Annotated in this window: 17 protein-coding genes; 12 read left to right on the plus strand and 5 right to left on the minus strand. The window is 68.1% G+C overall.

The annotated features are described in order from the left end of the window. Positions 1–16: 16 nt before the first annotated feature. Positions 17–2,011, minus strand: coding sequence for an acetate--CoA ligase (acs, locus tag BLQ61_RS11195; RefSeq protein ID WP_091570117.1), 1,995 nt, complete (start codon positions 2,009–2,011; stop codon positions 17–19). Between the two features lie 795 nt (positions 2,012–2,806). On the opposite strand from acs, the gene proV reads away from it, so the two are divergent. The 5 genes from proV (at position 2,807) to BLQ61_RS11220 (ending at position 9,515) form a co-directional block, all read left to right on the plus strand. Continuing rightward, the gene (gene proV / locus BLQ61_RS11200; protein ID WP_091570119.1) at positions 2,807–4,096 is read left to right on the plus strand and encodes a glycine betaine/L-proline ABC transporter ATP-binding protein ProV; all 1,290 of its coding nucleotides are present in this window, start codon (positions 2,807–2,809) and stop codon (positions 4,094–4,096) included. Positions 4,097–4,266: 170 nt separating this feature from the next. Next, on the plus strand, positions 4,267–5,541 hold the full coding sequence (gene proW / locus BLQ61_RS11205; protein ID WP_245704028.1) for a glycine betaine/L-proline ABC transporter permease ProW: 1,275 nt from the start codon (positions 4,267–4,269) through the stop codon (positions 5,539–5,541). A 190-nt stretch (positions 5,542–5,731) separates the two neighbouring features. Beyond that, positions 5,732–6,703, plus strand: a complete 972-nt coding sequence (gene proX / locus BLQ61_RS11210; RefSeq protein ID WP_175488283.1) for a glycine betaine/L-proline ABC transporter substrate-binding protein ProX — start codon at positions 5,732–5,734, stop codon at positions 6,701–6,703. Positions 6,704–6,919: 216 nt separating this feature from the next. Next, positions 6,920–7,960, plus strand: coding sequence for a glycine betaine/L-proline ABC transporter substrate-binding protein ProX (proX, locus tag BLQ61_RS11215; protein ID WP_091570127.1), 1,041 nt, complete (start codon positions 6,920–6,922; stop codon positions 7,958–7,960). Positions 7,961–8,222: 262 nt separating this feature from the next. Continuing rightward, positions 8,223–9,515 (plus strand): DNA topoisomerase IB, encoded by a 1,293-nt coding sequence (locus BLQ61_RS11220; RefSeq protein ID WP_091570128.1) that lies wholly within the window; start codon positions 8,223–8,225, stop codon positions 9,513–9,515. A 132-nt stretch (positions 9,516–9,647) separates the two neighbouring features. On the opposite strand, the gene fumC is transcribed toward BLQ61_RS11220, so the two are convergent. Then, positions 9,648–11,075 carry a class II fumarate hydratase gene (gene fumC, locus BLQ61_RS11225; RefSeq protein WP_091570131.1) on the minus strand — a complete coding sequence of 476 codons (1,428 nt, stop codon included), beginning with the start codon at positions 11,073–11,075 and terminating at the stop codon, positions 9,648–9,650. Between the two features lie 221 nt (positions 11,076–11,296). On the opposite strand from fumC, the gene BLQ61_RS11230 reads away from it, so the two are divergent. The 3 genes from BLQ61_RS11230 to BLQ61_RS11240 all read left to right on the plus strand — a co-directional run bounded on the left by BLQ61_RS11230 (position 11,297) and on the right by BLQ61_RS11240 (position 14,447). After that, positions 11,297–12,856, plus strand: coding sequence for a fumarate hydratase (locus BLQ61_RS11230; protein ID WP_091570133.1), 1,560 nt, complete (start codon positions 11,297–11,299; stop codon positions 12,854–12,856). Between the two features lie 152 nt (positions 12,857–13,008). Next, on the plus strand, positions 13,009–13,887 hold the full coding sequence (locus tag BLQ61_RS11235; protein ID WP_091570136.1) for a DMT family transporter: 879 nt from the start codon (positions 13,009–13,011) through the stop codon (positions 13,885–13,887). Between the two features lie 134 nt (positions 13,888–14,021). Beyond that, the gene (locus tag BLQ61_RS11240; RefSeq protein WP_091570138.1) at positions 14,022–14,447 is read left to right on the plus strand and encodes a pyridoxamine 5'-phosphate oxidase family protein; all 426 of its coding nucleotides are present in this window, start codon (positions 14,022–14,024) and stop codon (positions 14,445–14,447) included. 35 nt (positions 14,448–14,482) lie between these two features. Here BLQ61_RS11240 and mgtE read toward each other — a convergent pair whose 3' ends face one another. Further along, entirely contained in the window at positions 14,483–15,817 is a 1,335-nt protein-coding gene (mgtE, locus tag BLQ61_RS11245; protein WP_245703997.1) for a magnesium transporter, read from the minus strand. Between the two features lie 263 nt (positions 15,818–16,080). On the opposite strand from mgtE, the gene BLQ61_RS11250 reads away from it, so the two are divergent. From BLQ61_RS11250 to BLQ61_RS11260, 3 genes are all read left to right on the plus strand, one after another. Continuing rightward, entirely contained in the window at positions 16,081–16,425 is a 345-nt protein-coding gene (locus BLQ61_RS11250) for an MliC family protein (protein ID WP_175488272.1), read from the plus strand. Positions 16,426–16,640: 215 nt separating this feature from the next. Continuing rightward, complete coding sequence (locus tag BLQ61_RS11255) at positions 16,641–17,144, plus strand: hypothetical protein (RefSeq protein ID WP_091570142.1); 504 nt, start codon at positions 16,641–16,643, stop codon at positions 17,142–17,144. 249 nt (positions 17,145–17,393) lie between these two features. After that, complete coding sequence (locus tag BLQ61_RS11260) at positions 17,394–17,861, plus strand: DUF305 domain-containing protein (RefSeq protein ID WP_091570144.1); 468 nt, start codon at positions 17,394–17,396, stop codon at positions 17,859–17,861. Positions 17,862–17,954: 93 nt separating this feature from the next. Here the strand turns inward: BLQ61_RS11260 and ahpF are convergent, their stop codons facing one another. Together ahpF and ahpC are read right to left on the minus strand one after the other, a co-directional pair. Beyond that, complete coding sequence (gene ahpF / locus BLQ61_RS11265; RefSeq protein ID WP_091570146.1) at positions 17,955–19,523, minus strand: alkyl hydroperoxide reductase subunit F; 1,569 nt, start codon at positions 19,521–19,523, stop codon at positions 17,955–17,957. 118 nt (positions 19,524–19,641) lie between these two features. Further along, positions 19,642–20,205, minus strand: coding sequence for an alkyl hydroperoxide reductase subunit C (gene ahpC / locus BLQ61_RS11270; protein ID WP_091570150.1), 564 nt, complete (start codon positions 20,203–20,205; stop codon positions 19,642–19,644). A gap of 243 nt (positions 20,206–20,448) precedes the next feature. On the opposite strand from ahpC, the gene bfr reads away from it, so the two are divergent. After that, complete coding sequence (bfr, locus tag BLQ61_RS11275) at positions 20,449–20,925, plus strand: bacterioferritin (RefSeq protein WP_091570153.1); 477 nt, start codon at positions 20,449–20,451, stop codon at positions 20,923–20,925. The last annotated feature ends 193 nt before the right edge of the window (positions 20,926–21,118 follow it).

Genomic DNA, 21,118 nt, shown 5'->3' on the forward strand with positions numbered 1-21,118 from the left:
TGGCGCGCAGCGGCGGTCAGTTGTTCTCCGCCAGCTGGTCGAGGATGGCCGGGTTCTCCAGCGTACTGGTGTCCTGGGTGATGGACTCGCCCTTGGCCAGCGAGCGCAGCAGGCGGCGCATGATCTTGCCCGAGCGTGTCTTGGGCAGGTTGTCGCCGAAGCGGATGTCCTTGGGCTTGGCGATCGGGCCGATCTCCTTGGCCACCCAGTCGCGCAGCTCCTTGGCGATCTGCTTGGCTTCATCGCCGGTGGGGCGCGGGCGCTTGAGCACCACGAAGGCGCAGATGGCCTCGCCGGTCAGATCGTCGGGCCGGCCGACCACCGCGGCCTCGGCCACGATGTCGGACTTGGCGACCAGGGCGGATTCGATCTCCATCGTGCCCATGCGGTGGCCCGAGACGTTCAGCACGTCGTCGATGCGGCCCGTGACGCGGAAGTAGCCGGTAGCCTTGTCGCGCACCGCGCCGTCACCCGCCAGGTAGGCGCCGCGCATTTCCTCGGGGAAATAGGTCTTCTTGAAGCGCTCGGGGTCGTTCCAGATGGTGCGGATCATGCTGGGCCAGGGGCGCTGGATGACCAGCATGCCGCCCGAGCCGTCCGGCATCTCATTGCCGGTCTCGTCCACCACCGCCGTGTAGATGCCCGGCAGCGGCAGCGTGCACGAGCCCGGCACCATCGGCGTGGCGCCTGGCAACGGGTTGATGATGTGCCCGCCGGTCTCGGTCTGCCACCAGGTGTCGACGATCGGGCAGCGCTCGCCGCCAACGTTCCGGTAGTACCACATCCAGGCTTCCGGGTTGATCGGCTCGCCCACGCTGCCCAGGATGCGCAGGCTGGACAGGTCCCAGTTCTTCGGGTGCACGGCCTCGTTGGAATCGGCGGCCTTGATCAGCGAGCGGATGGCGGTGGGCGCGGTGTAGAAGATGGTGCACTTGTGGCGCTCGATCATCTGCCAGAAGCGCCCGGCATTCGGATACGTCGGAATGCCCTCGAAGATGATCTGCGTGCCGCCGGCGGCCAGCGGGCCGTAGGCGACGTAGCTGTGGCCGGTCACCCAGCCGATGTCGGCGGTGCACCAAAACACGTCCTCGGGCTTGAGGTCGAAGCTCCACTGCATGGTCATCTTGGCCCACAGCAGGTAGCCACCGGTGCTGTGCTGCACGCCCTTGGGCTTGCCGGTGGATCCGCTGGTGTAGAGGATGAACAGCGGATGCTCGGCGCCCACGGGTGTGGGCGCGCACTCGCTGCTCTGGCCCTGCATGGCCTCGTCGAAGGTCTTGTCGCGGCCCGCGACCATGTTGCAGGCAGTAGGCGTGCGCTGGAACACGAAGACGTTCTTCACGCACTCGCAGCCGCCCAGGGCCAGGCCGTCGTCCACGATGGCCTTGAGCGGCAGTTCCTTGCCGCCGCGCAGCTGGTAGTTGGCGGTCACTACGGCGACGGCCTGGGCGTCCACGATGCGCTCCTGCACTGCTTTGGCCGAGAAGCCGCCGAAGACCACGCTGTGCGTGGCGCCGATGCGTGCGCAGGCCTGCATCGCCACCACGCCCTCCACGCCCATCGGCATGTAGATCAGCACGCGGTCACCCTTGTTCACGCCGTGGCTCTTGAGCGCGTTGGCGAACTGGCTGACGCGGGTGAGCAACTCGCGGTAGGTGTAGGTGATGACCTGGCCGTCGTCGGCCTCGAAGATGATGGCCGTCTTGTGCTCCGCCGGCGTGCCCATGTGGCGGTCCAGGCAGTTGGCGCTGGCATTCAGCTCGCCATCGTCGAACCATTGGTAGAACGGCGCGTTGGACTCGTCCAGCACCCGGGTGAAGTCTCGGGTCCAGTGCAGGTTCTCGCGCGCCTGGCGTGCCCAGAAGCCCTCGAAGTCGCGGTCGGCCTCGGTGCGCAGAGCCTCGTAGTCCTGCATGCCGGAGATGCGCGCCTGCTGCACCAGGGCTGGCGGAGGCTCGATGACGCGGTTCTCGACCAGCACGGACTGGATGGCGGACGGGGATGCACTCATGGTTTTGTCTCCTGCAAGGCTGACGGATGGTGAAATTTTGGCGTATCACTGTCGTCGGTGGGACTTACAAGCCACTGACGCAGCGCCACAGTGGCAGGCACCTCCTGCCACGGCGCGGCCGTCCTTTCGGCCAGCGGCCCAGCCATTTTTCAATGAAAAACGGCTTCAGTCATTGAAAAACAATGGCTGGCAGCTATCTATTGGATAGCAATAGCGAATCTCGTTGCCACATGGTTAGCATATTTACAAAAACCTGTGTTTTGACTCAAACATAAGTAATAAATATACTGAATCGGTGTTTTACAACCTGCCACGCAGGTAATCCGGTTTTGGCGAGGCGTTTCTTGGCGTCTGACCAAAGGCGGATCCCGGTGGCGGCGCTCCCTGCCTGATGCGCAGTGGCGCCCGCTGCTCTGGCCGAGGTTTCGGCCCTGATGCCTTTTGCCGGGCGCCCCGCCGCATTGCGCGGCGCCGTGGCCCCGGTGGGTTCCGGCGCGACGATTCGTGCGCCGACCCGTCTGTCCTGGCGCTTTTTGCCGGGCCCTTGCGCACTGCCTTCGACCAGGTGCCATGCGGGTCCGGGCCCAGGCTGGTTCATCGCCTTCGTCGGCGTCGGCCATCCGGTGTCCCCTGTCGCGTTCGCTCCGCCGGAGCCTGAATGCCGGTGGCGGGCGCCAAAGCATCGGGGTTTGCGGTTCACCTGTGACCGCCCTGCCTCGGCCTTCGCGTTCCGCGAGGCCGTCCTGGCTTTTCGGGATATTTCATGACCCCACAAGCGAGGGAGGCTGCCCCAGCATGGCCAAGCAAATCATCATCGACCACGTCTTCAAGGTCTTCGGCGACGAGCCGAAGCAGGCCCTGGACCTGGTGGCCCAGGGACTGTCGAAGCAGGAGATTCTGGCGCGTACCGGCCAGTCCATCGGCGTGTTCGACGCCAGCTTCACCATCGAGGCCGGCGAGATCTTCGTCGTCATGGGCCTGTCGGGCTCAGGCAAATCCACCCTGGTGCGCATGCTGAACCGGCTGATCGAACCCACCGCCGGGCGCATCCTGGTCGAGGGCCAGGACATCGGCTCCTTGAGCGACCGCGCATTGCGCGCGCTGCGCCGCAAAGACATCTCGATGGTGTTCCAGTCCTTCGCCCTGATGCCGCACCTGACGGTGCTGGACAACACCGCCTTCGGGCTGGAGCTTGCCGGCGTCGGCCGCAAAGAGCGCGAACAGGCCGCCGAGCAGGCCCTGGCCCAGGTCGGCCTGGACGGCTGGGGCGCCAGCTACCCGGACGAGCTCTCGGGCGGCATGCAGCAGCGCGTCGGTTTGGCGCGGGCGCTGGCGTCCGACCCGTCCATCCTGCTGATGGACGAGGCGTTCTCGGCGCTGGACCCGATCATCCGCACCGAGATGCAGTCCGAGCTCTTGCGCCTGCAGGAGAAGAAGCGCCGCACCATCGTCTTCATCTCGCACGACCTGGACGAGGCCATGCGCATCGGCGACCGCATCGCCATCATGAAGGACGGCCAGGTAGTGCAGGTCGGAACGCCCGACGAGATCCTGCGCTGCCCGGCCGACGACTACGTGCGCAGCTTCGTGCGCGGCGTGGACGCCGCTGCCGTGTTCAAGGCCGCCGACATCGCGCGCCAGGCGCTCACCGTGGTCTCCACGCACGACGACCGCGGCTGCCGCGCGGCGCTGCGCATCCTGGAGGATTCGGATCGCGAGCACGCCTATGTGCTGGACAACGACAAGCGCCTGCTGGGCGTGGTGTCCTCGCAATCGCTGCGCGAGGCGCTGCACGGCCACCAGGGGCCGCTGGGCCTGCGCCAAGCCTTCCTGGCCGATGCCCACCCGGTCAGCGCCGACATGCCGGTGGCCGACCTGTTTGGCCCGATGTCGCACGCGCCCTGCCCGCTGGCGGTGGTGGACGAGGCCGGCCGTTACCTGGGCGTCATCAGCCGCACCGGCGTGATGCGTTTCCTGGACCGCGACACGCCGCCGGTGCCGCCGCAGGAGCAGGAACTGGCACCGCTGCAGCTGAACCCGCACTACACCCACGCCGCCGCCGACCCTGTCGCGCCGGCGCACTGAATCGAAGAAGACTGCAAGGAGGCTTGATGAGCACCACCGAGACCCTGCCCGCCACCCAGAACGCCGCCGGCGTGGAAACCCCGGCCTGGAGCGCGGATGCGCCCGCCAGCGTGAGCGCCCCCGACGCCGCCCCCACGGCCGTCGCCGCCGACCCGTGGACCGGCGAACCCATGGCCGACACGGCGGCGCTGGCCAGCGCGTCCGACCCCTGGGCGGACGCGGGTGCCACGCCGTCCGTGGACGCGGCCGACCCCTGGGCCGAAGCTTCCGACGGCGGCGCCAGCGCCGCGGCCGCCGACCCCTGGGCCACATCCGACGGTGGCGCAGCTGCCGACTGGCTGAGCAGCGGCGCGGCAACACCCGACGCCGCACCCGACACCGGCCTGGCCGCCCTGTGGCACCAGTGGCAGACCGACGGCCTGCCCATCCAGGGCTGGATCAACGACGGTCTGGCCTGGAGCGTGGACCATCTGCGCCCGTTCTTCCAGAGCGTGCGCGCGCCCATCGACGCCACCCTGACCGGCGTGACCGACCTGCTGCTGGCCGTGCCCATGCCGGCCATGATCGTGCTGGCCACGCTGCTGGCCTGGCAGTTCGCGGGACGCACACTGGCGATCGGCACCGCCGTGTCGCTGGCTGCCGTGGCGGTGCTGGGCATCTGGCCCGACGCCATGGTGACGCTGGCGCTGGTGCTCACCGCCCTGCTGTTCTGCGTGCTGATCGGCCTGCCCGCCGGCGTGCTGCTGGCATCGAGCGACCGCACCCAGCGCTGGACGCGCCCGCTGCTGGACGCCATGCAGACCACACCCGCCTTCGTGTACCTGGTGCCGGTGGTCATGCTGTTCGGCATCGGCAACGTGCCGGGGGTGATCGTGACCATCGTTTTTGCGCTGCCACCGCTGATCCGCCTGACCAACCTGGGCATCCGCCAGGTGCGTCCGGACCTGATCGAGGCCAGCCGCGCCTACGGCGCCTCGCCCTGGCAGCTGCTGTGGAAGGTGCAGCTGCCGCTGGCCATGCCGTCCATCATGGCCGGCATCAACCAGGCGCTGATGCTGTCGCTGTCGATGGTGGTCATTGCCTCGATGATCGCCGTGGGCGGTCTGGGCCAGATGGTGCTGCGCGGCATCGGCCGCCTGGACATGGGCCTGGCCACCGTCGGCGGCCTGGGGATCGTGCTGCTGGCCATCGTGCTGGACCGCCTGACGCAGGCTATGGGCGTGCCGCGCCGCGGCAGCGACCGCTGGTGGCAAAACGGCCCGGTGGGCTTGGTGGCGCGCCTGGCGCGCCCACGTGCCACGGCCCAGGCACCGGCAACGCCGGCCGCGACCGAGCCGTCTGCGCCCAAGGCCGACGCCGCTGCGAAGGCTGCCTCCCCGGCAGCGCAGCGCAGCGCCGCTGCCCCGGCCAAGCCGCGCTCGTTGCCCGGACAGCCGGCCGTCTGACCTGGCTGCCGCCGCGCTCAAGGCCGGTGCGGCGGCAGCTCCCTGCCTTTCGCATTTTTCCGCCCACTCACACATATACAAGGACTTTCCAAGGATGACGTATCACATGACCTTTTCCGCCACGCCTTTCCCTGCCGCGCACGCCGCACCGCGCAAGCTGCGCATCGCCCTGGCGACCGCCGCCACCGGCATGGCACTGATGTGCGCCGGCACTGCCGCCTGGGCCGCCGGTGACCTACCCGGCAAGGGCGTCACGGTGCAGCCACTCAAGAGCTCGCTGGCCGAGGAAACCTTCCAGACCACGCTGGTCATGAAGGCGCTGGAGAAGCTCGGCTACACCGTCCAGCCAATCAAGGAAGTGGAATACCCCACGGCGCACATCGCCATCGCCAATGGCGACGCGACCTTCATGGCCGACCACTGGAACCACCAGCACGCCGACTACTACAAGAATGCTGGCGGCGACGCCAAGCTCTACCGCAAGGGCGTGTTCTCGGACAACGCGGCGCAGGGCTACCTGATCGACAAGAAAACCGCCGACCAGTACAAGATCCATAACATCGAACAGTTCAAGGACCCGAAGATCGCCAAGCTGTTCGACACCGATGGCGACGGCAAGGCCGATCTGACCGGCTGCACCCCCGGCTGGGGCTGCGAGGTAATGATCGAGCACCAGCTGGACGCCTACGGTCTGCGCCCGACGGTCACGCACCAGCAGGGCACCTACTCGGCGCTGATGGCCGACACCATCACGCGGTACAAGGCCGGCAAGCCCATCCTGTACTACACCTGGACGCCCTACTGGGTGAGCAACGTGCTCAAGCCCGGCAAGGATGTGGTCTGGCTGGAGGTACCGTTTTCCTCGCTGCCCGGTGAACAGAAGGGCCTGGACACCAAGCTGCCCAACGGCAAGAACTACGGCTTCGTGGTCAACAGCCAGCACATCGTCGCCAACAAGGCGTTCACCGAAGCGCACCCGGACGCCGCCAAGCTATTCGCTCTCATGCAGCTGCCGGTGGGCGACATCAATGCCCAGAACCACCTGATGAGCCAGGGCCAGTCCAAGCCGGCGGACATCGAGCGCCACGTGAACGGCTGGATCAAGGCGCACCAAAAGACCTTCGACGGCTGGATCGATCAGGCCAAGGCCGCCGCGAAGTAAGCCGGCCCCTGCCGCACGCGGCCTGTGCGTGCGGCGCCATGGCGCGCTCGCTACGCGCCGGGGCTGGCGCCCTACCGGCCCTGTTTTCAGCGCCCCGGCCCGCACGCCGGGCGCGCACCCGCAGCCCTCCCGGGCTTTTGTCACACACACCGCCCCACCGGCGCACGGCCCCCATGCGCCCGGCTGGCGCGGACTGCATATGGAGTATCCCTTCGCATGACGACGACCGTTCGACCGTTCTCGCTTCCCACCTTCCTGCGCGGCACCAGCCTGGCTGCCGCCCTGTCGCTGGCCGCGCTGGGGGGCGCCGCCCATGCGTCGACGGACCAGCCCGGCAAGGGCGTGAAGGTGACGATCCTCAAGAGTTCGCTGGCCGAGGAGTCCTTCCAGACCGTGCTGGTCATGAAGGCACTGCAGAAGCTGGGCTACGACGTCGCGCCGTACAAGGAGGTCGAGTACCCGCTGGCGCACATGGCGGTGGCCAACGGCGATGCCACGCTGATCGCCAACCACTGGAACCCGCACCACTCCGAGTTCTACAAGGCCGCCGGCGGCGACGCCAAGCTGTCGCGCAAGGGGGTGTATTCCGCCGGCGCGGCGCAGGGCTACATGATCGACAAGAAAACCGCCGACCAGTACAACATCAAGAGCATCGACCAGCTCAAGGACCCCAAGCTGGCCAAGCTGTTCGACATGAGCGGCGACGGCCGCGCCGATCTGGTCGGCCCCAACGCCGGCTGGGGCGGCGAGGCGGTGGTCGAGCACCAGATCAAGGAGTTCGGCCTGGGCAAGACGGTGAACTACACGCAAGGCAACTACCCGGCGCTGATCACCGAGACGCTGGCGCGCTACGAGTCGGGCAAGCCGGTGCTGTTCTACGCCTGGACGCCGCACTGGCTGAGCAACGTCCTCAAGACCGGCCAGGACGTGGTCTGGCTGGAGGTGCCCTACTCGTCCATGCCCGGCGTGCAGGCCGGCACCGACACCAAGCTGTCCAACGGCAAGAACTACGGCTTTCCGCTGAACAACGAGTACATCGTGGCCAACAAGGAATGGGTGGCGAAGAACCCGGCCGCCGGCAAGCTGTTCGAGATCATGCAGATCCCGCTGGCCGATATCAGCGCGCAGAACCGCCTGGTGCACCAGGGCGAGAAGAGCGCCGCCGACATTGAGCGCCACGCCGACGCCTGGATCCGCGCCCACCAGAAGACCTTCGACAGCTGGATCGACCAGGCGCGCGTGGCCGCGCAGAACTGACGCAGCCCGCAGGGGCCTGCACGCCCGGCCGGGCGCACACCCGCCGGGCCTGGAATTTTTGCAGCCGTCCTCGGCAGCACTGCGCGGTGCGAGCCGGACGGCTGCTTTGTTTTTGATAGCTGCAAGCCCTTTGTTATCGCGGGCTACAGCCTCTAAACGCTCAAAATTTCGCTCTCCGCCGCACGGGGGCACAGCGCTCTCCCACGCGGCGCGGTGGCGCACGCCGACAGCCCCGGCAGGGTCGCCGCGGTGTGATCGTCGCATGCCCACCGCCCCTGCGCCCGCCCCCGCCCGCCCGCCGCGCCTGCCCGCCGGCCTGGTATATGTGGACCGCCGCCGGCCCGGCATCACCCGCGTGCGCGACGGCGACACCTTCCGCTACCGCACGCCGCAGGGCGACTGGCTGCAGGACGAAGAACACCTGGCGCACATCCGCCGCCTGGCGATTCCGCCGGCCTACGCCGACGTGTGGATCTGCCCGCTGCCCAACGGCCACCTGCAGGCCACCGGGCGCGACGCGCGCGGACGCCTGCAGTACCGCTACCACCCCGACTGGCGGCGCGTGCGCGACACATCCAAGTTCGAGCGCATGCGCGCCTTTGGCCAGGCGCTGCCGCGCATCCGCCGCTGCATCGAGCGCGACCTGCAGGCTTGCAGCAAGAAAACGCTGACGCGCCAGTGCGTGCTGGCGGCCATCGTGCGGCTGCTGGACACGACCTACGTGCGCGTCGGCAACGAGGAATACGCGCTGGCCAACGGCTCCTATGGCCTGACCACGCTGCGCACGCGCCATGCGGCGGTGAAGGGCAGCAGTACCGTGCTGCGCTTTCGCGGCAAGAGCGGCGTGCAGCAGCAGGCGCAGCTGGACGACCCGCGCGTGGCGCGCGTGGTGCGCCGCTGCCAGCAGCTGCCGGGGCAGGAGCTGTTCCAGTGGCAGGACCAGGACGGCGGGCTGCATAGCGTCGGCTCGGGCGACGTGAACGCCTATCTCGCCGAGATCGCCGGCGAGGCCGGGCACTTCACGGCCAAGGACTTCCGCACCTGGCACGGCACGGTGCAGGCACTGGAGCTGACGCGCGTGGCCTGCACGCGCGCCGGCGAGCCCGACGCGCTGCCAGCGCGCGGCGTGGCGCGGCAGATCCTGGTGGAGGTGGCGCGCCAGCTCGGCAACACGCCGGCGGTGTGCCGCAAGTCCTATGTGCACCCTACGGTGCTGGCGCTGGGCGAGCGCCTGGCGTCAGACGCCGGGCCGGGCCTGCAGCGCGTGTGGCAGCGCCTGGGGCGCACGGGCGCCAGCCCGCGCGGCCTGAGTGCGGCCGAGCGGCGCCTGCTGGCCTTCCTGCGGCGCCCGCCCCGGCTGCCGGCGCAGCCGCCCGCCGCGCCGCGCAAGCGGCCGGGAGCCAGCCCAAGCAACGCGGCAGCCGGCAAGAGCGCGCGCCAGAGTCTGGCCACGCAAGGCCGCCAGCGCGGCGCACGCCCCGCCGCAACCAGGCGTCATGCTGCCCCCGTGCGACGCGGCGCACCCCCTGCGGCGTCCATGCAGCGCGCTGCGTGAGCCGGGCAAGCCAGCACCAGTCACTCATGTTTTGATAGCTGCACGTCCTTGCGAATAAAGGACTGGATGCTGATTTGCCATCAAAATGGCTGGCAGCGGCTGGCAGCGGCTGGCAGCGGCTGGCGCCGCTGTTCAGCGCCCGACCATCTTGCCCGGCACCACCCACTCGTCGAACTGCTGCGCCGTCACATGCCCCAGGGCCAGCGCCGCCTCGCGCAGGCTGGTGCCTTCTTTGTGCGCCTTCTTGGCGATCTGCGCGGCCTTGTCGTAGCCGATATGCGTATTGAGCGCCGTCACCAGCATCAGCGAGCGCTCGACCAGCTCGTCGATGCGCTGGCGCTGCGGCTCGATGCCGACGGCGCAGTGCTCGTTGAAGCTGACCATGCCGTCGGCCAGCAGGCGCACGCTCTGCAGGAAGTTGTGCGCCACCATCGGGCGGAACACGTTCAGCTCGAAATTGCCGCTGGCGCCGCCGATGTTGATGGCCACGTCGTTGCCCATGACCTGGGCGCACAGCATGGTCAGCGCCTCGCACTGCGTCGGGTTGACCTTGCCCGGCATGATGGACGAGCCGGGCTCGTTCTCGGGGATGGTGATCTCGCCGATGCCGCTCCTCGGCCCGCTGGCCAGCCAGCGCACGTCGTTGGCGATCTTCATCAGGCTGGCGGCCAGGGTCTTCAGCGCGCCGTGCGCCGCGACCAGCGCGTCGCAGCTGGCCAGCGACTCGAACTTGTTGGGTGAGGTGACGAAGGGCTGGCCGGTGAATTGGGCGATCTCCTGCGCCACCTGCTCGGCATAGCCCCTCGGGGCGTTCAGCCCGGTGCCCACGGCCGTGCCGCCCAGCGCCAGCTCGCACAGGTGCGGCAGCGCGTTGCGCACGTGCCGCTCACCATGCGCCAGCTGCGCCACCCAGCCGGAGACCTCCTGGCCCAGGGTCAGCGGCGTCGCATCCTGCAGGTGCGTGCGGCCGATCTTCACGATGTCGTCGAAGGCTTCGGCCTTGGCCTGCAGTGTCTCGCGCAGCTCCTGCACGGCCGGCAGCAGCCGGTGCACCAGCGCCTGCACCGCCGCCACGTGCATGGCGGTGGGGAAGACGTCGTTGCTCGACTGGCTCTTGTTCACGTCGTCGTTCGGGTGCACGCGCCGGCCCTCGCCGCGCTCGCCTCCCAGGATCTCGCTGGCACGGTTGGCCAGCACCTCGTTGACGTTCATGTTGGTCTGCGTGCCCGAGCCGGTCTGCCAGACCACCAGCGGAAACTCGCCGTCGTGCCGGCCTTCCAGCACCTCGTCGGCAGCGGCGACGATGGCGCGCGTCTTCTCCGAGTCGAGCAGGCCCAGCGCCTGGTTGACCTTGGCCGAGGCGCGCTTAACCTGCACCAGCGCGCGGATCAGTTCGGCCGGCTGGCGCTCGCCCGAGATGTCGAAGTTCTGCAGCGAACGCTGCGTCTGCGCGCCCCACAGCCGGTCGGCCGGCACCTCGATGGAGCCGAAGGTGTCGCGCTCGGTGCGCGTGCCGCCGCCGGCGTGCGGGTCGGGGTGGGGGTGGTCGTTGTTGCTCATGCGGTCATGCTCCTCACGAAGGGGATCGAAGAAAACCACTGGCTGGGGGTGGTGCGTGCGCCGGCGCGGGTGCGCGCCACCCTGGCTGGGATTGGCGCCCATGCTAATCAAAGCCGCGCGGCCCTGGCGCGGGTGCGGTCGCCGCGCCAGATCCGCGCAAGGTGCCAGGGGGATAATCCGGCGCGTTCGTTTTTCCCTTCCCCACGAGAGTCCATAAGACCATGACCACGACCATCCGCTACGGCGATCTGGTGGAATCCATCGCCGGCGCGCTGCAATACATCAGCTACTACCACCCGGCCGACTACATCCAGCACCTGGCGCGCGCCTACGAGCGCGAGCAGTCCCCGGCGGCCAAGGACGCGATGGCGCAGATCCTCACCAACAGCAAGATGGCCGCCTACGGCCACCGCCCGATTTGCCAGGACACCGGCATCGTCAACGTCTTCCTGAAGGTCGGCATGGACGTGCGCTGGGAGGGCTTCCCGGCCGGCACCGGCCTGGAGGACGCCATCAACGAGGGCGTGCGCCGCGGCTACCAGCACCCGGACAACACGCTGCGCGCCAGCGTGGTGGCCGACCCGCACTTCGCCCGCAAGAACACCAAGGACAACACCCCGGCCGTCATCAGCGTGCAGCTGGTGCCCGGCGGCACCCTGGACGTGACCGTAGCGGCCAAGGGCGGCGGCAGCGAGAACAAGTCCAAGATGGTCATGATGAACCCCAGCGACAGCCTGGTGGACTGGGTGCTCAAGACCGTGCCCGAGATGGGCGCCGGCTGGTGCCCGCCGGGCATGCTGGGCATCGGCATCGGCGGCACGGCGGAAAAGGCCGTGCTGCTGGCCAAGGAAAGCCTGATGGACGACCTGGATATGTACGAGTTGCAGGCCAAGGCCGCGCGCGGCGACAAGCTGGACCAGGTGGAAGAGCTGCGCCTGGAACTGTTCGAGAAGGTGAACGCCCTCGGCATCGGCGCGCAGGGCCTGGGTGGCTTGGCAACGGTGCTGGACGTGAAGATCAAGATGTACCCGACGCACGCCGCCAGCAAGCCTGTCGCCATGATCCCCAACTGCGCCGCCACGCGGCACGCGCATTTCGTCATGGACGGCAGCGGGCCGGTGTACCTGGAGGCGCCCAGCATCGACCTGTGGCCGCAGGTGCAGTGGGAGCCCAACACCCAGACCAGCCAGCGCGTCGACCTGAACACGCTGACGAAGGAAGAAGTCGCCAGCTGGAAGCCCGGCCAGACGCTGCTGCTGAACGGCAAGATGCTCACCGGCCGCGACGCCGCGCACAAGCGCATCCAGGACATGCTGGCCAAAGGCGAGAAGCTGCCGGTGGACTTCACCAACCGCGTCATCTACTACGTCGGCCCGGTCGACCCGGTGCGCGACGAGGTCGTCGGCCCGGCCGGCCCGACCACCGCCACGCGCATGGACAAGTTCACCCGCATGATGCTCGAGCAGACCGGCCTGATCGCCATGATCGGCAAGTCCGAACGCGGCCCGGTGGCCATCGAGGCGATCAAGGACAACCGCAGTGCCTACCTGATGGCGGTGGGCGGTGCGGCCTACCTGGTCAGCAAGGCCATCAAGCACGCGCGCGTGGTCGGCTTCGAGGACCTGGGGATGGAAGCGATCTACGAGTTCGACGTGGTGGACATGCCCGTCACCGTGGCCGTGGACGCGGGCGGCACCAGCGCCCACATCACCGGCCCGGCCGAATGGCAAAAACGCATCGCCAGCGGCGAGTTCAAGGGCATCGCGCTGGCGACGGCCTGAGGCGGCAACGGGCGGCGGCGAGGCGAATCAGGTTTCACCATGTGTTTTGCCCCCGACCCTGATCACCCGCTCAGAGCCGCGCCGCCGGTCTCGGTACGCCTCGCAACCGCCCCCGGCGTGCACGCCTGCGCGGCACCGCCTTGGGGCCTTGGATGAGCCCGCCGCGCCTGGCCGCGCTGTCAGCCCTGGCGATGCTGGCGTTTGCCTGCAACTCGCTGCTGTGCCGCCTGGCACTGACGCAGACCGGCATCGACGCGGCGTCCTTTGCCGTCACCCGGCTGGTATCCGGCGCGGCCGTGCTGTGGCTGATCGTGCGCCTGCGCCAGAGCGCGCGCGCCGGCGGCAACTGGCGCTCGGCCACGGCGCTGTTCGCCTATGCCGCCACGTTTTCCTATGCCTATGCCACCCTGACGGCCGCCACAGGGGCGCTGCTGCTGTTCAGCGCGGTGCAGGCCACGATGATCGGCTATGGGCTGTGGCAGGGAGAGCGGCTGCGCCCAGGGCAACTGGCGGGCGTGGCGCTGGCCGTCGGCGGGCTGGCCGTGTTGCTGGCGCCCGGCCTGGCGGCGCCTCCGGCGGGTGGTGCGCTGCTGATGGTGGCGGCAGGTGCTGCCTGGGGCATTTATTCGCTGCGCGGGCGCGGCGTCGTCGACCCGCTGGGAGTCACCGCGGGCAACTTCGGCCGGGCGGCCTGGCTGGCGCTGGCCCTGGTGCTGGGTGCGCTGGCGGCGGGCAGCGCGCGCTGGGACGGTCCGGGGCTGGGCTATGGCGTGCTGTCCGGCGCCCTCGCGTCCGGCATGGGCTACATCATCTGGTACGCCGCGCTGCCGGCCCTGCGCGCGACCAGCGCCGCCATCATGCAGCTGAGCGTTCCCGTTCTGACCGCGCTTGGCGGGGCACTGCTGCTGCAGGAAGCGCTGACGCCGCGGTTCGTGTTGTCGTCATTGGCCATTTTGGGCGGCATCGCCCTGGTGGTGCGGCACCAGGCCCAGCCAGCGCCACCGCCCGCCTCGCATGGCCCCGCCCGCTGACAGCGCGCCCGGCGGGGTTGCGCCCACCCTGTGACGCGGCTTTGCACGACACGCGTGCCAGACAAAGCCGGCAGTACGGCAGCGACGCGCGTGACCAGACTGGCGCCTCGGATTATTCCTTCTCAGGAGCACACATGCAGCGCAGCCAGGAATTCAAGAACGTCGCCCAGGCCATGGGCAAGATCGACTTTTGCATGATGCAGACCGTCGGCGAGCAGGGCGTGCGCACACGGCCGATGTCCAACAACGGCGAGGTCGAGTACGACGGCGACAACTGGTTCTTCACCAGCGCCGACACCGTCAAGGTGCGCGAGATCCAGCAGGACGCGCGGGTGCAGCTGGTCTTCGTCGACAGCCAGGCCGTGAACTTCATTGCGGTCTGGGGCCGGGGCGAGGTGGTCGAGGATGCCGGCTTGAAGAAGAAACTCTGGCGCGAGGAACTCAAGGAGTGGTTCCCCGAGGGACCTGAGGATAAGGACGTGCTGCTGATCAAGGTCAGCGCCACCCGCATCCAGAGCTGGGGGCAGATGGGCGAGCACGTGCTCCACCTCGACGCCTGAGCGCGGGCTGACGCTCAGGCCCTGCCCCGGCCTCGTCAAAGCAAGGCTCCGCCCAGCACCGCCGCCGCCACCGAGAAATAGATCACCAGCCCCAGCACGTCCACCAACGTGGCCACCAACGGGGCCGACGCGCTGGCCGGGTCCAGCCCGAGGCGCTGCAGCACGAATGGCAGCATCGAGCCGATGGACGAGCCGAAGCACACGATGCCCACCAGCGATGCCCAGATGGTGGCTGCGATCAGCAGGTAGTGTTCGCCATAGTCATAGAAGCCCAGGTGTTGCCAGGCCACGATGCGCGCAAAGCCGATGGCGCCCAGGCCTGCGCCCAGCACCAGACTGGTGGGCAGCTCGCGCCCCAGCACGCGCCACCAGTCGCGCAGGCGCACCTCGCCCAGCGCGAGGCCGCGGATCAACAGCGATGTGGCCTGCGAGCCCGAGTTGCCGCCCGAGCTCATGATGAGCGGGATGAACATGGCCAGCACCACGGCCTTTTCCAGCGCCAGCTCGTAGTGCTGCATGGCGCTGGATGTCAGCATCTCGCCCAGGAACAGCAGCGCCAGCCAGGCGCCGCGCTTTTTCACCATGGCCAGAAAGCCGGTCTCCAGATACGGAGCACCCATGTGCTCGCCGCCGCCGAAACGGTTCATGTCCTCCTGCGCTTCCTCCATCAGCGCGTCGATCACATCGTCCACGGTGACGATGCCGATCACGCGCTGCGCCTCATCGACCACCGGCAGCGCCAGGAAGTTGTACAGCCGGATCAGGCGCGTGACGTCTTCGCGGTCGGCCAGCGCGTGGACGGTGATGGGCGCGGCGCCGCTCCACAGCGCGGCCAGCGGCTGCTCCGGGTCGGCGTTGACCAGCTCGCGCAGCGACAGCACGAAGCGCAGGCGGCCTTCCGCATCCGCCACGTAGAGGGCATACACCGTGCCGTGGCGATGACCTGGCTGGCGCAGGTACGCCAGCGCCTGGCCCGCGCTCCAGTCCTGCGGCACCTGCACGAAGCGTGTGGTCATGATGCGGCCGGCCGAGTCCTCGGGGTAGTCCATCAGCTGCTGCACCGACGCGCGCGTGGCAGGCTGCAGCAGGCGCAGCGCGGCATCCCGATCGGCTTCGGGCAGCCGGGCCAGCCGGTCGGCCAGGCGGTCGTCGTCCATGCCCTCCAGCACATCGGCCGCGCCGTCCTGGACGATGGCGCGCAGCAGTGGCACGCTGCGGCGCAGCTCGGCGCTTTGCAACACCTTCACCAGCATGGCGCGGTCGAGCTGGTGCGCCCAGGCGACCACCTCGTCGCGCGGTAGGGCGTTGAGATAAACGACGGCGTCGGCGACGTGCAGGAAGGTGGGCGCGGAAGTCGGAGGGGTCGTCACGTCGGGTGGCAGCCTTTCGCAGTAAACGGTTGAAACCAGACAGCTGCGCCAGCGCGGGAAGGCGGCGCGGCCCGCAGCTCGGCCGCCCAGCGCAGTGACGACCAGCCTGCAGGCGTACAGCCAAGCATAGTCGCCCATCCGGCGCCTGCGCCAGGCCGTGCGCAAGCCACCCTGCACGGCAGGCAGCGCGCGCAGCCACCCCGGCATTACAGTAGCCTCAGGGCTGGCCGCATGGCGCGGCCGCCCATGCCCGGAACATGCCGATGAAAATTCTCCGCGCCCTTGCTTCTGCCGTTGCCGGCGCCAGCGTGCTGGCGGCCTGCTCGCATGACGTGCCCTCGTCCGCCGCCGGCGCGTTCGGCACGGCAGCGCATCGCTTCCGCTGCGACGATGGCAGCACGCTGGTCGTCGCTTACCCGACATCCGATACCGCCACGCTGCAGCTGCGGGGCGCAACGCATGCGCTGCGGATCGCGCGCTCGGGCAGCGGCGCGCGCTACACCGGCAGCGGGCTGCAGTGGTGGAGCAAGGGCAATGCAGGCACGTTGTCGCGCTTGGGCCCCGACGGCCATGGCGCGCAGCAGCTGGCGCAGTGTCAGTTGCAGTGAGGCGCTGGCGCGCCCACCTGCACCACCCGTCGGGCCTGCGCGACGCAGTTGCGCCGCCTGCATGGATTTTTTACATGTTTTTGGCCACCAGCCCTTGCCAACAAAGGGCTCTCAGCTATGAATAGCGAAGCAATCGCTCGGCTGTTGGCCAGCTTTCCCACGGCGCTATGCCCAGCGTGCATGCGCCCTTGTCCTGTCCTGTCCCGCGTATTGCCATGACCGATTCCCCCGTTCCCGTCGACACCTGCGCGCCCGGCCATTTCGAGCGCCAGCACGAGTGCCTGGATGCGCTGCTGCACGCTCATCTGCTGGATGTCGTCGGCGGCGACTTCGCCAGCGCCCTGGACCGCCTGCGGCAGTGGCGCGCGGGCCTGGCCGAACACATCGAGATCGAGAACACCCTGCTGCTGCCGCACGTGCCCGAAGGGGCGCGCTGGGCGGCGCGCGTGTACCTGGTGGAGCACGACCGCATCGCGCTGCTGGCCGATGAATACCAGGACAAGGTGCGCGCTGCGGCGCAGGCGCCTGCCGCTGCCGATGAACGCACCCGGCGCGAGCGCATTCTGGCGCTGGTGGATGCGGCGCATGCGCTGCGCCATGTGCTGGAGCATCACCACGAGCGCGAGCACACCGCGCTGGCACACGAATTGCCGGCCGCGCTGCAGGAAGCAGCGTGGCGCGACACGCCCCTGGGCAGCAACGCGCCCACCGAGGGTTAGCCCTCTCGGCCCGGCAGCCGCCGCGGGCGGCGCCCGGCCCCCCGGTCGGGCATGCGGACTGCCGTGTCCGCGCCAGCCTGTCCGTCCGCGCAGGGCGGGAACACGGCTTTTTCCTACTGCGACAGCTGCGTCCGGCAGCAACGGACTGCGCCGCCGCCTGTTTCACACTGGAGCGACGACCCGCGGCCATGCATCGCCGCGCCGGCTGCGCCTGCCCTTTGCCTCCCCTGCCCTGAAAGGACCCAGACCATGGAACACGCTCACCCCTACCGCCGCTTCCTGCTCATGATCGCCGTGGCCTCGGTGCTGATGTACGTGTTGATGTACCTGAACACCTACGAGGTGGCCCACGTGCATTTCAGCCAGACGCGGCTGTTTATGACCTGCATCATGGCCGGCAGCATGGCCTTGGTGATGCTGTTCTTCATGCGCCACATGTACCAGGACCGGCGCGCCAACACAGCTATCGCGATCGGCAGCGTCGTGCTGATCATCGCCGGCCTGGGCCTGGTGCGCAGCCAGGCCACGGTGGGCGACGTGGCGTGGATGCAGGCCATGATTCCGCACCATTCGATCGCCATCCTGACCAGCGAGCGCGCCCGCATCACCGACCCGCGCGTGCGCAAGCTGGCCGACGGGATCATCGAGACGCAGCGGCGCGAGATTGGCGAAATGGACGCACTGGTCGCCGACCTCAAGAACCAGGCGCGCCGCTGACCACTGCATGAAAAATCCCCTGCGCCTTGGCAGGCCAGGGGATGGGTGCTCTTGCCCGGGGCGCCCTGTTTCAAGCGCGCCCCTCCAGCGTCTTCAGGCCGGCGCCGTGGTGCGGATCAGGTGGTCGAAGGCCGACAGCGCGGCCTTGGAGCCCTCACCCGCGGCGATCACGATCTGCTTGTACGGCACCGTGGTGCAGTCGCCGGCGGCGAACACGCCCGGCACGTTGGTGTGGTTGCGCGCATCGACCTCGATCTCACCGAAGCGCGACAGGTTCACCGTGCCTTTCAACCAGTCGGTGTTGGGCAGCAGGCCAATCTGCACGAAGATGCCCTCCAGCGCGACCTGGCGGGTCTCGTCGGTGGTGCGGTCCTTGTACATCAGGCCGTTCACGCGGCTGCCGTCGCCCAGCACCTCGGTGGTCTGCGCATTCAGGATCACGTCAACGTTGGGCAGGCTGCGCAGCTTGCGCTGCAGCACCGCGTCGGCTTTGAGCTCGGGGGCGAATTCCAGCACCGTCACGTGCGCCACCACGCCCGCCAGGTCGATGGCCGCCTCAATGCCCGAGTTGCCGCCGCCGATCACCGCCACGCGCTTGCCCTTGAACAGCGGGCCGTCGCAGTGCGGGCAATACGTCACGCCCTTGGTGCGGTACTGCTCCTCGCCGGGCACGTTCATGCTGCGCCAGCGCGCGCCGGTGGACAGGATGACGGTGCGGCTGCGCAGCGTCGCGCCGTTCTCCAGCTCGACCTCGATCAGGCCGCCCTCCTCGGCCGCGGGCTTCAGGGCCTTGGCGGTCTGCAGGTTCATGATGTCCACCTCGTAGTCGCGCACGTGGCGCTCCAGCGCAGCGGCGAACTGCGGGCCTTCGGTCTTCTGAATGGAGATGTAGTTCTCGATGTCCACGGTATCGAGCACCTGCCCGCCGAAGCGCTCGGCAGCAATGCCGGTACGGATGCCCTTGCGCGCGGCGTAGATGGCGGATGCCGCGCCGGCCGGACCACCGCCGACGATCAGCACGTCGAAGGCTTCCTTGGCGCCGATCTTGGCCGCATCCTTGGCGGCCGCGCCCTTGTCGATCTTGCCGACGATCTCGGCCAGCTCCATGCGGCCCTGGCCGAAGCGCTCGCCGTTCAGGAACACGGTGGGCACGCCCATGACCTCGCGGTCCTGGATCTCCTGCTGGAACACGCCTCCGTCGATGGCGGTGTGCGTGATGCCGGGGTTCAGCACGCTCATCAGGTTCAGCGCCTGCACCACGTCCGGGCAGTTGTGGCACGACAGCGAGTAGTACGTCTCGAAGTGGTGCTCGCCTTCCAGGTTCTTCACCTGCTCGAGCAGGTCGGCGGCTTCCTTGCTGGGGTGGCCGCCGACGTGCAGCAGCGCCAGCACCAGCGAGGTGAATTCATGGCCCAGCGGCACGCCGGCGAAGCGCACGCCGCTGTCCAGGCCGGGGTTGGTGATCAAAAACGACGGCTTGCGCACCGGCACGTCGTTGGCTTCCACCACGGTGACCTTGTCCGACAGGGAGGCGATCTGGTTCAGGAGTTCGCGCAGCTCGCGCGCGGTGGCGCTGTCGTCCAGCGTGGCCACCAGCTCCACGGGGCGCTGCAGGCGCTCCAGGTAGGCTTTCAGTTGGGCTTGGAGGTTGGCATCGAGCATCGGAAAACTCCTGACATTTCTGGTTGTTCGGGCAAAAAAAAGCCCGGGCGCCTCAGCACCCGGGCGTCGTAGCCTGGTTGCTCGGGCAGCCAGGGCTTGCAGGCGGGTAGCCGGTGGCTTAGATCTTGCCGACCAGGTCCAGCGACGGGGCCAGGGTCTTGGCGCCCTCTTCCCACTTGGCGGGGCAGACCTCGCCGGGGTGGTTGCGCACGTACTGGGCAGCCTTCACTTTGCGCAGCAGGTCGGCGGCGTTGCGGCCGATGCCCTCGGCGGTAATTTCCATGGCCTGGATCACGCCGTCCGGATCGACGATGAACGTGGCACGGTCGGCCAGGCCCTGGCCTTCGCGCAGGCAGTCGAAGTTCTGGCTGATCTGCCAGCTGGGGTCGCCCAGCATGGTGTACTTGATCTTGCCAATGGTGTCGGACGTGTCGTGCCAGGCCTTGTGCACGAAGTGCGTGTCGGTGGAGACGGAGTACACCTCGACGCCCAGCTTCTGCAGCTCGTCGTAGTGATCGGCCACGTCACCCAGCTCGGTCGGGCAGACGAACGTGAAGTCCGCGGGGTAGAAGAAGAACACGGCCCACTTGCCCAGGACGTCCTTTTCGGTCACTTCGATGAACTTGCCGCTCTTGAAGGCCTGGGTCTTGAAGGGCTTGATGGTGGTGTTGAGCACGGACATGTGTCGTTTCCTCTCGGGTTGGTTGATGAACAAGAACGAGACTGAAGTCTAGGCCCTTCATCATGATTGATCCAATGAATTGAGGGAATCATTTTGATTGATACACGCTATCAAACGATGTTGGCGATACGAAAACGACTCAGCATCACCTGCAGGCCACCCCGCGCGGCGGGGGCATTGCCTTGCCGCCTGTGCCGGGCGTCGTGACAATCGACCGTCAACCCACCCACAAGGAGAAGAACGATGCAAGGCGATCCCCAGGTCATTGCCCATCTGCAGGCGCAGCTGAAGAATGAACTCACCGCCATCAACCAGTACTTCGTGCACTACCGCATGCTCAAGCACTGGGGCCTGGAGCGGCTGGCCAAGAAGGAATACGACGAGTCCATTGGCGAGATGAAGCACGCTGACCGCCTGATGGACCGCATCTTCATGCTGGACGGCCTGCCCAACCTGCAGGACCTGGCCAAGCTGCAGATCGGCGAGGACGTGCCCGAGATCCTGGAATGCGATCTGCGCAGCGAGCGCGGCGCCCAGGCCACCATCAAGGACGGCATCGCCTACTGCGAATCGGTGCGCGACTATGTCTCGCGCGACCTGCTGGAGGACATCCTGGAGGACACCGAGGAGCACATCGACTATCTGGAGACCCAGATCTCGCTGCTGGAGAAGGTGGGCCTGCAGAACTATTTGCAGTCGCAGATGGGTGACGCCAGCTGACACGCGCAGCCGCGCAGTCACGAATGCAACGGGCCTGCGGGCCCGTTTTTCATGGGCACAGCCAGCGCCAGCGATGCGGACAACCCTGTAAGGCAAATTCCTACAAAGGGGTATCGCCGACCAGACGCAGCGCAGCGCCAACCCCCGACTTAATTTCCTTTTGGCCTGGTTTCACAATCCATTTCACCGAATC

The organism is Oryzisolibacter propanilivorax (assembly GCF_900103645.1).
Lineage (GTDB): Bacteria > Pseudomonadota > Gammaproteobacteria > Burkholderiales > Burkholderiaceae_C > Melaminivora > Melaminivora propanilivorax.